General features: G+C 73.1%; 12 protein-coding genes. 7 read left to right on the forward strand and 5 right to left on the reverse strand.

Annotated elements, in window-relative coordinates; all coding sequences use genetic code 11:
* Positions 1-5 precede the first annotated feature (5 nt).
* The 3 genes from G514_RS28785 to G514_RS0100510 all read right to left on the reverse strand — a co-directional run bounded on the left by G514_RS28785 (position 6) and on the right by G514_RS0100510 (position 3,195).
* Positions 6-1,217: a DUF5667 domain-containing protein gene (locus G514_RS28785; protein WP_028650169.1), complete on the reverse strand. Its 1,212-nt coding sequence runs from the start codon at positions 1,215-1,217 to the stop codon at positions 6-8.
* A 150-nt stretch (positions 1,218-1,367) separates the two neighbouring features.
* Positions 1,368-2,186 (reverse strand): sigma-70 family RNA polymerase sigma factor, encoded by an 819-nt coding sequence (locus G514_RS0100505; protein WP_028650170.1) that lies wholly within the window; start codon positions 2,184-2,186, stop codon positions 1,368-1,370.
* A gap of 115 nt (positions 2,187-2,301) precedes the next feature.
* The gene (locus G514_RS0100510; RefSeq protein ID WP_245582057.1) at positions 2,302-3,195 is read right to left on the reverse strand and encodes an HAD family hydrolase; all 894 of its coding nucleotides are present in this window, start codon (positions 3,193-3,195) and stop codon (positions 2,302-2,304) included.
* A gap of 42 nt (positions 3,196-3,237) precedes the next feature.
* Between G514_RS0100510 and G514_RS23995 the strand changes: the two genes are divergently transcribed.
* The 7 genes from G514_RS23995 (at position 3,238) to hemB (ending at position 10,989) form a co-directional block, all read left to right on the forward strand.
* Positions 3,238-4,848 carry a class I adenylate-forming enzyme family protein gene (locus G514_RS23995; RefSeq protein WP_036563157.1) on the forward strand — a complete coding sequence of 537 codons (1,611 nt, stop codon included), beginning with the start codon at positions 3,238-3,240 and terminating at the stop codon, positions 4,846-4,848.
* Positions 4,845-5,093 carry a glutaredoxin family protein gene (locus G514_RS0100520; protein ID WP_028650172.1) on the forward strand — a complete coding sequence of 83 codons (249 nt, stop codon included), beginning with the start codon at positions 4,845-4,847 and terminating at the stop codon, positions 5,091-5,093. The genes G514_RS23995 and G514_RS0100520 overlap by 4 nt, the downstream gene beginning before the upstream one ends.
* A 284-nt stretch (positions 5,094-5,377) precedes the next feature.
* Positions 5,378-6,064: a redox-sensing transcriptional repressor Rex gene (locus G514_RS24000; RefSeq protein ID WP_157544522.1), complete on the forward strand. Its 687-nt coding sequence runs from the start codon at positions 5,378-5,380 to the stop codon at positions 6,062-6,064.
* Positions 6,061-7,353: a glutamyl-tRNA reductase gene (locus G514_RS0100530; protein WP_028650173.1), complete on the forward strand. Its 1,293-nt coding sequence runs from the start codon at positions 6,061-6,063 to the stop codon at positions 7,351-7,353. Before G514_RS24000 ends, G514_RS0100530 begins: the two co-directional genes overlap by 4 nt.
* Positions 7,350-8,348 (forward strand): hydroxymethylbilane synthase, encoded by a 999-nt coding sequence (gene hemC / locus G514_RS0100535; RefSeq protein WP_028650174.1) that lies wholly within the window; start codon positions 7,350-7,352, stop codon positions 8,346-8,348. Before G514_RS0100530 ends, hemC begins: the two co-directional genes overlap by 4 nt.
* Positions 8,345-9,985: a bifunctional uroporphyrinogen-III C-methyltransferase/uroporphyrinogen-III synthase gene (locus G514_RS0100540; RefSeq protein WP_028650175.1), complete on the forward strand. Its 1,641-nt coding sequence runs from the start codon at positions 8,345-8,347 to the stop codon at positions 9,983-9,985. Before hemC ends, G514_RS0100540 begins: the two co-directional genes overlap by 4 nt.
* Positions 9,985-10,989 carry a porphobilinogen synthase gene (gene hemB / locus G514_RS0100545; RefSeq protein WP_036563158.1) on the forward strand — a complete coding sequence of 335 codons (1,005 nt, stop codon included), beginning with the start codon at positions 9,985-9,987 and terminating at the stop codon, positions 10,987-10,989. The genes G514_RS0100540 and hemB overlap by 1 nt, the downstream gene beginning before the upstream one ends.
* Here hemB and G514_RS0100550 read toward each other — a convergent pair.
* Positions 10,981-11,367: a VOC family protein gene (locus tag G514_RS0100550; protein ID WP_028650177.1), complete on the reverse strand. Its 387-nt coding sequence runs from the start codon at positions 11,365-11,367 to the stop codon at positions 10,981-10,983. The two genes, hemB and G514_RS0100550, sit on opposite strands and share 9 nt — an antisense overlap.
* Positions 11,368-11,419: 52 nt before the next feature.
* Positions 11,420-12,622 (reverse strand): lytic transglycosylase domain-containing protein, encoded by a 1,203-nt coding sequence (locus tag G514_RS28790; protein ID WP_051246335.1) that lies wholly within the window; start codon positions 12,620-12,622, stop codon positions 11,420-11,422.
* Positions 12,623-12,864: the final 242 nt, after the last annotated feature.

Consider the following 12,864-nt stretch of genomic DNA (forward strand, 5'->3'; position numbering starts at 1 on the left):
GGCTGCTACTTGCCGACGAGGCCGCTGAGCAGGCCGTTGACGCCCTCGACGACGCCGGTCACGACCTGGTTGACCGTCTCGGTGACCGGGGCGAGGTCGATCGGGTGGCGCTTGCCGCCCTTGCCGCCGTTGCCGCCGCCTTCGTTGCCGCCGGTGCCCCCGTTGGTGCCGGTGCCACCACCGCCGAGCAGCCCGCCGACCCCGTCGGTCGCGGTGCTCGTGGCGGTCGGGAGGTCGATCGGGGTCTCCGGCGGGTGGAGCCCGCTCGGCTTGCCGCCCTGGCCCTTCGTGCCGTGCTGGGGCTGCTGCGGAGCGCTCGAGGGGGTCGCGGTCGGGGCGTCGGTGCCCGCCAGCTCGCCACCAGCGACCGCGTCGGCGAGGTCGCCGAGGGCCTGGGTGGTGCCGGCCAGCAGCTGGCCGGGGACGTCGAGGATGCCCTCGCCGCACGCGGGGTCGGGGCAGAGGTTGAGCGCTTGGGCGTCGATCGCGAGGACCACGCCCGCGGCGTTGACCAGGGCGTCGTGAGCCGCGGCCGGGATGACGTCGTTGAGCGCAGTCAGCTCGTCGAGCCCCTCGGAGGCGTTCTGGTGGACCTGCGCGATCGAGGCCGGGTCACCGTGCTCCTCGAAGTCGGAGATCAGGGAGTCGCTGCCGTCGGAGAACTGCGCGGCGTACGCCTCGAGCGTCTGCTTCACGAGCTTGGCGTCCGGCTTGCCCTTGCGGCTGAGCTGGTCGGCCTCCTGCAGCCGCTCGGAGGCGTTGCCGAGGACCGTCTCGCCCTTGGCGTCGTCGCCGACGGCGAACCCTGCCTGGGTGTTCTCGATGGCGCGCTTGACCGGGTAGAGGGCGTCGCCCGGCAGCGCGCTCTGGGAGGCCACCGCCATCGAGGTGGTGGCCCCGATGATGGCGACGGCACCGACGGCGACGCCGATGCGGCGCTCGCGGCGGGTGCGGCCGGGCTTGACCGTCAGCCGGTCCACGGTGTCGCGCCGATCGGCGGGCGTGGCCGGGGTCAGCTCGGCGGCGGCTGCGAGCATGAGCCGCTCGCGCAGGTCGGCCACGAACTCCGGCCGCGCCTGCGGCTCCGGAGCCGAGCGCAGCGCGCCCACGAGCTCGAGCAGGTCCTCGGTGGCGCGATCGACGTCAGCTCGTCGTCCGCCCTCGACCAGCGAGTCGAATCGCTCGGCACGTCGTCGTGCCAAGAACAGGGGGGTCATCTCTGCTGTCCCGTCGTGTGGTTGTCGATGCCGTCCCCGTGATGAGACATCGACGTCAGGCACAACGACACGGCTGCGGGCCGGGTTACGCGCGGCACTTCCACGGCTCGGTAACGAGACTTCCTCAGGATTTGCGTCGTCATCGGCCGCTCACCGGATCCCTTCCGGCATGAGCTTGGCGAGGTTGCGCACCCCGCGGAGCTGCAGCTGCTTGACCGCGCCCTCGCTCCGGCCGAGGACCGCCGCGGTCTCGGCGATGCTCATGCCCTGCAGGAACCGCATGATCAGGCAGTCCTTCTGCTCGGTGGGCAGCTCGGTGAGCGCCTTGAGCAGCAGCTCGTTGGTGAGGCTCGCGAGCACCGCGTGCTCGGGGCCCTCGGTCGCGTCGTCGTGGAGGCCCATGTCCTCGGTGGCGAGCTCGAGGCGGGTCCGGCCGGCCTTGAAGTGGTCGGTCGCGAGGTTGCGCGCGATGGTCATCAGCCAGGCGCCGAAGTCCTTGCCCTGCCAGCGGAAGTTCTGCATGTTGCGCAGCGCCCGGAAGAACGTCTCCGAGGTGAGGTCCTCGGCCAGGGTGCTGGAGCGGGTGCGGTAGAAGAGGAAGCGGTAGACCGAGCCCTGGTAGTGGTCGTAGAGCATCCCGAAGGCGTCGCTGTCGCCCGTGCGGGCGAGCTCGACCAGCGCGATCAGGCGGGTGCGCTCCTCCTCGGTCTCCTCCGACGAGGCGGCCTGGTCGGCGTCGCCGAAGCCGCCGCCGTCGGCCTGGGTGCGGTGTGTGGCGCCGACCTCGTCGTTGGCGACGGCCTCGCTCAGGAGCCGGCCGAAGGGGTGCGGCGCGGCCGCCGGCGTACGCCGGGAGGGGTTGCCGGCCAGGGCGAGAGCGGGCTGGGGCGGGCCGCCGAGCAGGGCGCACGCGACCGCCTCACGCAGGGCTTGCAGCCCTCGCGCGACGTCGTGACCCGTTCCGGGCACCAGGTCCCCTCCCTCGGCTCCCCCAGATTCCGTACCCCACAGTAGAGGCGAACGTCACATCGCGGGTAGGAATCGTTGCCTTCGACACACTGGACCGAACCGCCGGAGCGGGCGGTCAGCGACGGCGGCCGCGCAGGGAGACCCCGGCTGCGACGGCGCCGGTGACGGCGCCCGCCACGGCGCCCACGACCAGCCCGGCGCGGGCGGCCTTGCGACCGGTGCGGTAGTCGTGCACCCGCCAGCCGTGCTCGCGGGCGTAGGCGCGGAGCTTCGCGTCGGGGTTGATCGCGCACGGGTCGCCGACCATCGTCAGCATCGGGAGGTCGTTGAAGGAGTCGGAGTACGCCGAGCACCGGCTCAGATCGAGCGACTCCCGGGCGGCGAGCGCCCTGATCGCCTCCGACTTCGCGGGGCCGTGCAGCATGTCGCCGACCAGCCGCCCGGTGTAGACGCCGTCCACGTGCTCGGCGACGGTGCCCATCGCGCCGGTGAGGCCCAGCCGTCGGGCGATGATCTGGGCGATCTCGATGGGCGCGGCCGTCACCAGCCAGACCCGCTGGCCCTGGTCGAGGTGCAGCTGCGCCAGCGCCCGGGTGCCCGGCCAGATGCGGTGCGCCATCGCCTCGTCGAAGATCTCCTCCCCGAGGTCCTGGAGCTCCTTGACCGTGTGCCCCTCGATGAAGCCCAGCGCCGACGCCCGCGCCTCCGCGACGTGCTCCGGGTCCTCGACGCCGACCACGCGGAAGTAGGCCTGCTTCCACGCGGCGTTGAGGATGTCGCGGGTCGTGAAGAACTCGCGGCGGTGCAGCCCGCGGGCCAGGTGGAAGATGCTGGCGCCCTGCATGACGGTGTTGTCGACGTCGAAGAACGCCGCCGCCTCCGGGTCCTGGGGCAGCACGAGCGCTGACTCCACCTCCGCGGCCGCCGCCGCGGCCTCGCCGGCGAGCGTGGACCGCTGCTGCAGGTTGCGCGGCGTGCGCGGGGTTCGCAGCCGCTCGGAGGGCACCACGATCCCAACCTAACGGGACCCGCCATGTGGAAGTATCCGTCCATGGCTGCCGGACCCGCGACCGACGTCGCGGACCTGCTCACCCAGGCCGCGGCCGAGGACCCCGACCGCCTCGCGATCGTCGAGTCGGGCGGCCGGCGGGTCACGTGGGGCGAGCTCGACGACGAGGTCGGCAGGATCGCCACGGGGCTCAGCGCCTCGGGCGTCGTCGCCGGGCACCGCGTGATGATCGTGCTCGGCAACCGGATCGAGTTCGTCACGACCTACCTCGCGGTCCTGCGCACCCAGGCCGTCGCGGTGCCGGTCAACCCCACCTCTCAGCCCGGCGAGCTGGCCCGGATGATCGCCGACTCCGGCTCGCGGATGGTCTTCGCGGACGTCGACACCGTGACCGCCGTGCGCGGTGCGGTCAGCGCGCTCGAGGAGGCGCGGGACGCCGAGCACCCCACGGGCTCGATCGAGGGCGACCTCCTCGCGCGCCTGGTGATCCCGCGGGTCGTCGTGGTGGGCGCGACCCTCCAGCCCGGCGAGCGCTCGTACGACCACCTGCGCGCCGACACCGCGCGCGCCGTACCCCCGCTCCAGGACCCCGAGAAGCTGGCGGCCCTGCTCTACACGAGCGGCACGTCGGGCCGCCCGCGCGCCGCGATGCTCACCCACCGGGCGCTGCTGGCCAACATCGAGCAGGTCGCCGAGGTCCAGCCGCCGATGATCCACGGCGACGACGTCGTGCTGGGCGTGCTGCCGCTGTTCCACGTCTACGGGCTCAACGCCGTGCTCGGCGTCGTCATGCGGCACCGCGCCAAGCTCGTGCTCACGACCCGCTTCGAGCCGCAGGGCACCCTCGACCTCATCGAGGACGAGGCGTGCAGCGTGATCCCGGTGGCCCCGCCCGTCTTCGCCTACTGGCGCGACGTCGACGGCCTCCAGGAGCGGCTCGGGCCGGTCCGGCTGATCCTGTCGGGGTCGGCGCCGCTGTCGCCAGAGCTGGGCGCGGAGTTCAGCGACCTCGTCGGGCTGCCCATCCACCAGGGCTACGGCCTCACCGAGGCCTCGCCGGTCGTCACCAGCACGCTGTGCAGCCAGGACCTCCAGCCGGGGTCGGTCGGGGCCGCGCTGCCCGGCATCGAGATCCGGCTCGTCGACGAGACCGGCTTGCCGCCGGAGGGCGAGGACGCCGGCGAGATCCAGATCCGCGGCGCCAACCTGTTCAGCGGCTACTGGCCCGACGGGGCGCAGGGCCCCGACGACGACGGCTGGTGGTCGACCGGCGATGTCGGCTTCCTCGACGCCACGGGCGACCTGTTCCTCGTCGACCGGCTCAAGGAGCTGGTCATCGTCTCCGGATTCAATGTCTACCCCGTCGAGGTCGAGGACGTCATCCGGGAGGTGCCGGGGGTCTCCGAGGCGGCCGTGATCGGCGTCGACGACGCCGAGACCGGCGAGGCGGTCGTCGCCTACGTCGTGGCCAGTGGCGACGAGGGCTCCCTCGCGGACGACGTCCGCGCCCACTGCGAGCAGCGCCTCGCCCGCTTCAAGCAGCCCAAACGGATCGAGGTCGTCGCCGAGCTCCCGGTGGGGGTCACGGGCAAGGTGCAGAAGGGCCGGCTGCGGGGCATGGAGCGCCGCCGGGCGCTCGGCCTGCTCGAATGACCGCGCGCGTCACCCTCTACTCCCGGCCGGGCTGCCACCTGTGCGACGACGCCCGCGCGGTGATCGAGCGCGTCTGCGCCGCCCTGGGGGAGACCTACGACGAGGTGTCGATCCTCGACGACCCGGCGCTGCTGGAGAGGTACGCCGAGGAGATCCCGGTCACCCTGGTCGACGGCCGCCAGCACGACTTCTGGCGCGTGGACGAGGGCCGGCTGCGCACCGCGCTCGCGGGCACCGCCGGCTGAGGACCCCGGCCGGCGCAGGCGTCGCCGACCGTCCTCCACCGGCTCGCTGAGCGGCCTCCGAGCGAGCTCGGAGGCCGCCCGGGTGGTGTCGTCGGCTGGCTCCTCCCCGAGCGAGCTCGGGCCTGAGCCGAGCCACCTCTACCCGCTCGCTGATCGGCCTCCGAGCGAGCTCGGAGGCCGCGCGAACGATTTTGTTCTCCCGTTCACAAACTCCTAGAGTGGAAGTCGCCGCCGGCGCGAGCGGCCCCTCTCGGGCCCCGCCCAGCGGCTGGAAAGTAGGGCTGGTGAGCGCGAGGACGAGCGACAGCTCCCGGGAGATCCCGGAGGCCACCGTCGCGCGCCTGCCCATCTACCTGCGGGCCCTCACGACGCTCGTCGAGCAGGGCACCGCGACCTGCTCCAGCGAGGAGCTCGCCGCGGCGGCCGGTGTCAACAGCGCCAAGCTGCGCAAGGACCTCTCCTACCTCGGCAGCTACGGCACCCGCGGCGTCGGCTACGACGTCGACTACCTGCGCTACCAGATCGCCCGCGAGATCGGCGTGACCCAGGACTGGCCCGTGGTCATCGTCGGCATCGGCAACCTCGGCCACGCCCTGGCGAACTTCTCCGGCTTCCGCAGCCGCGGGTTCCGGGTCGTCGCCCTGCTCGACGCCGACCCCGAGCGGCGGGGTGAGCGGGTGGCCGGCGTCGACGTGCGCGACTTCGCCGACCTCGACGCGATCGTCCGCGAGCACGGCGTCGCCATCGGGGTCATCGCGACGCCCGCCTCGGCCGCCCAGGACGTCGCCGACCGGATGGTCGAGGCCGGCATCAGCAGCATCCTCAACTTCGCGCCGACGGTGATCTCGGTGGCCGACGGCGTCGACGTGCGCAAGGTCGACCTCTCGATCGAGCTGCAGATCCTCGCCTACCACGAGCAGCGCAAGCAGGCCGAGGCCACGACCCGCGTCGCCAGCGAGGTGACCGCGTGAGCGTCCTCGTCGTCGGCGTCTCCCACAACTCCGCCCCTGTCTCGCTGCTCGAGCGGGTCAGCCCCGACGCGGACGCCGTGTCCAAGCTCGTCCAGTCGGTCGCGGCGTGCGAGCACGTCACCGAGGCGACCGTGATCGCGACCTGCAACCGCGTCGAGATCTACGCCGACGTCGACCGCTTCCACGGCTCGGTGGAGGAGATCTCCCGCCTGCTCATCGAGCCGTCGGGCACGTCCACCGACACCATGCTTCCGCACCTCTACGTCCACTACGACGACGGCGCGGTCTCGCACCTGTTCCAGGTCGCCGCCGGCCTCGACTCGATGGCCGTCGGCGAGGGCCAGATCCTCGGCCAGACCCGCGAGGCGCTGCGGCTGGGCCAGGAGCTCGGCACCGTCGGCCCGGCGCTCAACGTGCTGTTCCAGCAGGCGCTGCGGGTCGGCAAGCGCTCGCGCGCCGAGACCGACATCGACAGCGCAGCCCCGACCCTGGTCGGTGCGGCCATCGACCGGTCCGCGCGGCACGGCTCCGACGTCGCCGGGCGCCGCGTCGCGGTCGTCGGCGCCGGTGCGATGGCCGGCCTGGCCGTCGCGACGGTCTCGCGCCGCGGGGCCGCCGAGGTCGTCGTGGTCAACCGCACCCGCGAGCGCGCCGAGCGCCTCGCGGCCGACTACTCCGGCCGGTCGGCGGCCCTCGCCGAGCTGCCCGCCGTGCTGGCCGAGGCCGACGTGGTGATCGCCTGCGCCGGCGCCACCGGCGTCCTCGTGACCCGCGCCCAGGTCGAGGCGGCGCGCCCCGACGGCCGTCCGATGGTCTTCCTCGACCTCGCGCTGCCCCACGACGTCGATCCGTCCGTGGTCGAGCTCGACGCCATCACCCGCATCGACCTGGCCGACCTGGCCCAGGAGCTCGAGGACTCCGCCGCCGGCCGCGAGGTCGCCGAGGTCCGCCGGATCGTCACCGAGGAGGTCGCGGCGTTCGTCGCCGCCCGCCGCTCCGCGAGCGTCACGCCGACGGTGGTCGCGCTGCGCTCGATGGCGACGTCGGTCGTCGAGGCCGAGATGGAGCGCCTCGACCACCGGCTCCCCGAGCTCAGCCCCGAGGCCCGCGCCGAGGTGCTCCGCTCCGTGCGCCGCGTCGCCGACAAGCTCCTCCACGAGCCGACCGTCCGGGTCCGCGAGCTCGCCAACGAGGCCGGCGCGGTCTCCTACGCCGCCGCCCTGGCCGAGCTGTTCGCGCTCGACCCGGAGGCCGTCGACGCCGTGACCCGACCGGAGGGCCTGGCATGAGGCCCCCCGTCCGCATCGGCACCCGCTCCTCGCTGCTCGCGACCACGCAGTCCGAGCTCGTGGCCGCGATGATCCGCGACCGGCTCGGCCGCGAGAGCGAGCTCGTCGAGATCTCCACCCCGGGCGACCGCACCCAGTCCGCCGGCACGCCCATCGAGCAGTCGGGCGGCACCGGCGTCTTCACCAGCGCCCTGCGCGACGCGCTGCTGCGCGGCGAGGTCGACGTCGCGGTGCACTCCCTCAAGGACCTCCCCACCGGCCCGGCCGACGGCATCGCGCTCGCCGCCGTGCCCGCGCGCGAGGACCCCCGCGACGTCGTGGTCGCCCGTGACGGGCTCACGCTGGGCGAGCTCCCCGCGGGGTCCAGGGTCGGCACGGGTTCCCCGCGACGGGTCGCGCAGCTGCACGCCCTCGGCCTCGGTTTGGACGTGGTGGGCGTTCGTGGCAACGTCGACACCCGGATCGGCAAGGTCCGTTCCGGGGAGTACGACGCCGTGCTCCTCGCCCGTGCCGGGCTCGCCCGGATCGGGCGGCTCGAGGAGGTCACCGAGGTGCTCGACCCACTGCAGATGCTGCCCGCCCCCGGGCAGGGTGCGCTGGCGGTGGAGTGCCGCGCCGACGACGACCTCCTCACCGACCTGGCCCTGCTCGACGACCGGGCCACCCGGGCGGCCGTCGAGGCCGAGCGGGCCGTGCTCGCCACCCTCGAGGGCGGGTGCTCGGCACCGATCGGCGCGCTGGCCGAGGTCGTCGAGGGCGAGGACGGCGAGGAGCTGTGGGTGCGTGCGATCGCGCTCTCCACGGACGGCGGGCTGTCGGTGCGGAGGTCTGCGTCCGGCGACCCGGACGACGCGGCCGGGGTCGGGTCCCGGCTGGCCAAGGAGATGCTCGCCGACGGCGCGGCCGAGCTCGACGCACCACCCGCAGAACACCCCGCAGACCCAGACGCACATCCAGACGCACACCCAGACGCAGACAAGGTGCACGACGCATGACGCGAGGCAAGACCACCACGAACGACCGTTCGGCCGCGGCCACCGAGCGCGGCTGGGTGTCCTTCGTCGGCAGCGGCCCGGGTGACCCCGAGCTGCTGACCGTCCGGGCCGTCACCCTGCTCGAGCAGGCCGAGGTCGTGGTGACCGAGTCACCCGAGCACGTCGACCTGGTCCGCCGGCTGCTGTCGCTGCCGGCCGAGTGCGAGACGCCGGTCTTCGTCGACGGCGGCTTCGGTGAGGACGGCCAGCCACTGACCCACGCCGCGCGCGCCAAGGTCGTGGTCCGCCACGCCAAGAAGCAGCGCGTGGTCCGCCTGATGAGCGGCGACCCGTTCCTCTACGCCTCGGGGCCCGAGGAGGCGCAGGCCTGCGCCAAGGCCGGCATCGGCTTCGACATCGTGCCCGGCGTCTCGTCGGTCTCGGCGGTGCCCGCCTACGCCGGCATCCCGCTGACCACCAAGGACCACCGCGAGGTCGCGGTCGTCACCGCGCACGAGAAGGTCGACTGGTCGGCGTACGCCGACGACCGCACGCTGGTCGTCCTCTCCGGCGTCAACATGGTCGGTGACATCGCGAAGGCCCTCGTGGCCGCGGGCCGCGACCCCGAGACGCCCGTGGCGATGACCCGCGTCGGCACCACCACCGAGCAGGCCACGGTCACGTCCACGCTCACCGGCATCGCCGCCGAGGCCCGCGCCGCCCGGATGACGCCGCCCGCGGTCATCGTGATCGGCAAGGTCGTCGACCTGCGCGAGACGCTGTCGTGGTTCGAGACCAAGCCGCTGTTCGGCTGGCGGGTGCTGGTGCCGCGCACCAAGGACCAGGCCGGCCCGCTGGTCTCGCGGCTGCGCGGCTACGGCGCGGTGCCCGACGAGGTGCCGACGATCTCGGTCGAGCCGCCGCGCAACCCGCTGCAGATGGACAAGGCCGTCCGCGGTCTGGTCGAGGGCCGCTACGAGTGGATCGCGTTCACCTCGGTCAACGCCGTGAAGGCGGTGCGCGAGAAGTTCGAGGAGTACGGCCTCGACGCGCGTGCGTTCTCCGGTCTCAAGATCGCCGCGGTCGGCGACAAGACCGCGCAGGCGATCGCCGCCTGGGGTCTGCGCGCCGACCTGGTGCCCTCCGGCGAGCAGTCGGCCGCCGGGCTCCTCGCCGACTGGCCGGAGTACGACGAGCTGCTCGACCCGATCAACCGCGTCTTCCTGCCGCGCGCCGACATCGCGACCGAGACGCTTGTCGCCGGCCTGATCGACCTGGGCTGGGAGGTCGACGACGTGACGGCCTACCGCACCGTCCGCGCCACACCGCCACCGGCGACCACGCGCGACGCGATCAAGTCCGGTCGCTTCGACGCGGTGGTGTTCACGTCGTCCTCGACGGTGCGCAACCTGGTCGGCATCGCCGGCAAGCCGCACCCCTCGACCGTGATCGCGGTCATCGGGCCGGCGACCGCCAAGACCGCCGAGGAGCACGGCCTGCGGGTCGACGTCCTCGCGCCCAAGCCGGACGTCGACGCGCTGGTCGACGCGCTGGCCGACTTCGGTGCCACCCGACGTGCGGCGATGATCGAGTCCGGCGAGCCGGTCACCCGGCCCTCGGAGCGCAAGCCGGCGGCACGGCGGTCGAAGGCACGCTGATGGCCGAGGGCGTCGTCCCCGAGGTGACCGGGCCGTTGGTCCGGCCGCGTCGGCTGCGGCGTACGCCCGGCCTGCGCCGGATGGTGGCCGAGACGGTGGTCACCCCGGCGCAGCTGATCCTGCCGGTGTTCGTCCGCGAGGGCATCGGCGAGCCGGTGCCGATCGCCTCGATGCCCGGCGTCGTCCAGCACACCCGCGACAGCCTGCGCAAGGCGGCCGCCGAGGCGGCCGACCTCGGCCTGGGCGGGGTGATGCTGTTCGGCATCCCCGAGCGCAAGGACGCCACGGGCTCGGGTGCGATCGACCCCGGCGGCATCCTCAACCTCGCGATCGCCGACGTGGTCGGCGAGGTCGGCGACGCGCTCACGGTGATGAGCGACCTGTGCCTCGACGAGTTCACCGACCACGGGCACTGCGGCGTGCTCACCCCCGACGGCCGGGTCGACAACGACCGGACGCTGGAGCTGTACGCCGAGATGGCCCGCGCCCATGCCGATGCCGGCGTCGACATGGTCGGCCCCAGCGGGATGATGGACGGGCAGGTCCGCGTGGTCCGCGACGCGCTCGACGCCGAGGGGCACACCGACATCTCGATCCTGGCCTACTCCGCGAAGTACGCCTCGGCGTTCTTCGGCCCGTTCCGCGAGGCCGTCGCGTCCTCGCTCGAGGGCGACCGACGCACCTACCAGCAGGACTACGCCAACGCGACCGAGGGCGTGCGCGAGGCGCTGCTCGACGTCGAGCAGGGCGCCGACCTCGTCATGGTCAAGCCCGCGCTCGGCTACCTCGACGTGGTCCGTCGGGTCCGCGACGCCGTCGACGTCCCGGTGGCGGCGTACAACGTCTCGGGCGAGTACGCCATGGTCGAGGCCGCCGCCGCCCAGGGCTGGATCGACCGCGAGCCCGCCATCCTCGAGACGCTCACCTCGATCCGCCGCGCCGGCGCGGACGTGGTGCTCACCTACTGGGCCGCCGAGGCCGCCAGCCTGCTCACATCACGTTGACCCGTCGACGGGGCGGCCCTTCTGCTCCACCAGGCCGACGAGGTTGCCCTCGCTGTCGCGGATGAAGGCCTGCCACTCCTCGGTGCCGGCCGGGCCGAGGTTGTCGTCGTCGTGGCTGAAGATCACGTGCGGGTCGCCCTCGATGGTCACGCCGTCGCGGCGCAGGCGCTTGACCGTGCCCTCGATGTCGGAGACCGAGAGGTAGACCACCGCCGAGGGGGCGTTGGTCTCCAGCATCAGGCGGGTGCCGACGAGGTCGAAGAAGACCAGTCCGGGCGGGTCGTACGTCGCGCTGGGCGGCGTGCCCAGCAGGTCGGTGTAGAACGCGGTCGCCCGCTCGAGGTCCTCGGCCCGCTGGGCCACCTGCACCAGTCGCATGCGGACATCATGGCCCGCCCGCCGGCTGAGGGCCGGAAGGCTCAGTGCTTCCCTAGGGGTTCATGTAGTTGTTGAGGCAGGTCTGGAAGGCCTGCGGGTTCAACACCTGGTTGATGCCGTCGAGCGTGCACTGGAGCGTCGCCTGCACGAGGGTCAGCGCCTGGTCGACCGGAGGCAGGTTGGTCGTCGGGAGGGGCGGGACCGAGACGTGGGTGCCGGGGAGATGGACGCCGCCGCCACCGCCGCTGCCGCCGGTGGTGCCGCCACCGGTGGTGCCGCCGGTGTCCTCGTCGTCGGTGGTGCCGCCGCCGCCGTCGGTCGTCGTCGGGTCGAAGGTGTCGTCGGTCGAGTGGCTCGTCGGCGGCTTGGTGAAGTGCGCCTCGTCCTGCTGGGCCGGCGTGCCGGGCACGTGGAGCGGCGGCGGGGTCTTCGTGAGCTGGCCGGCCATCACCGTGCCGTTGGGGACCGACGTGAAGTCGCCCTGCAGGTAGGCGTCCATGATGTCGAGCACGAGGTCGACGTAGGACTGGCTGTGGTTGTAGCGGAACACCGCGCTCCGCCGGCCCGCGTCGGTGCCGAGGTCGTCGGCGCCCGAGCAGAGGTAGACGGCGGTGCCGAGCGCGGCGTCGTCGATGTCCTGGGGGTTGCGCACGCCGTCGCCGTCGGCGTCGACGCCCACGACCGACCAGGTCGAGGGGATGAACTGCATCGGGCCGACCGCGCGGTCGTAGGCCGGGTCGTTGTCGAACTGGCCCGCGTCGGTGTCGACGATCTCGCTGGTGTTGTTGGCGCCGTTGAGGGCCACGCCGAAGATGCCGGGCGTCGCGAGGCCGTCGTCGTCGAGGGTGTTGCCGTTGGCGCGGCCGTGGTTGGACTCCACGCGGCCGATCGCCGCGATGAGCTGCCAGCTGAGCTGGCAGCCCTCGTCGGCGGCGTTGATGACGGTCTCGGCACGCTGGTAGGCCGCGAGGGCGGCCGAGGGGATGCCGGAGGTCGAGGCGGTGGCGACGATCTGCTGGACGTCGGCGTCGCCGACCCCGAGGGCGAGGAGGCTGCCGTCGGAGACGCTCGCGGGCGCCTCGATCGCCTGGGCGGGCACGCTGGTGCCGTCGGGGAGCGTCGGGTCGGGACGCTCGCCGGCCGAGGCCACGGGCGCGTTGACCCCCAGCAGGTTGGCCGTCCACGCGGCCGACAGGAGCGCCATCGGCACGAGCGCCGTCGCCTTGTGCAGGCGACCGAATCGCTTAGCAGACATTGATGCTCTCTCCCAAGGGCCAGCGAGGCGTCCCCTCCGACGTCTCGCGCACCCAACGAATCGTGTCACGTAAAAGTTACGCGTTGGTACGGAACCGACGACCCCCGAGTGACGCCTGTCACCGCTAGAACGACGGTTCCCCTCTGACGTGACGCGAAACCGGGCAGTTCCGGGCAGGGTCCAGACCACTCCGGCGCCCGGTGGGACGGTGCGGATGCGGCCCTCTCAGGTGCCTCGGAGAC

The organism is Nocardioides halotolerans DSM 19273 (assembly GCF_000422805.1).
In the GTDB taxonomy this organism is placed as follows: domain Bacteria; phylum Actinomycetota; class Actinomycetes; order Propionibacteriales; family Nocardioidaceae; genus Nocardioides; species Nocardioides halotolerans.

What these genes read in the sequence shown, in the direction of transcription:
- G514_RS28785 (WP_028650169.1), bottom strand. Translation starts at nt 1,217, where the DNA reads ATGACCCCCCTGTTCTTGGCACGACGACGTGCCGAGCGATTCGACTCG.
- G514_RS23995 (WP_036563157.1), top strand. Translation starts at nt 3,238, where the DNA reads ATGGCTGCCGGACCCGCGACCGACGTCGCGGACCTGCTCACCCAGGCC.
- G514_RS0100520 (WP_028650172.1), top strand. Translation starts at nt 4,845, where the DNA reads ATGACCGCGCGCGTCACCCTCTACTCCCGGCCGGGCTGCCACCTGTGC.
- hemC (WP_028650174.1), top strand. Translation starts at nt 7,350, where the DNA reads ATGAGGCCCCCCGTCCGCATCGGCACCCGCTCCTCGCTGCTCGCGACC.
- G514_RS0100540 (WP_028650175.1), top strand. Translation starts at nt 8,345, where the DNA reads ATGACGCGAGGCAAGACCACCACGAACGACCGTTCGGCCGCGGCCACC.
- hemB (WP_036563158.1), top strand. Translation starts at nt 9,985, where the DNA reads ATGGCCGAGGGCGTCGTCCCCGAGGTGACCGGGCCGTTGGTCCGGCCG.
- G514_RS0100550 (WP_028650177.1), bottom strand. Translation starts at nt 11,367, where the DNA reads ATGCGACTGGTGCAGGTGGCCCAGCGGGCCGAGGACCTCGAGCGGGCG.
- G514_RS28790 (WP_051246335.1), bottom strand. Translation starts at nt 12,622, where the DNA reads ATGTCTGCTAAGCGATTCGGTCGCCTGCACAAGGCGACGGCGCTCGTG.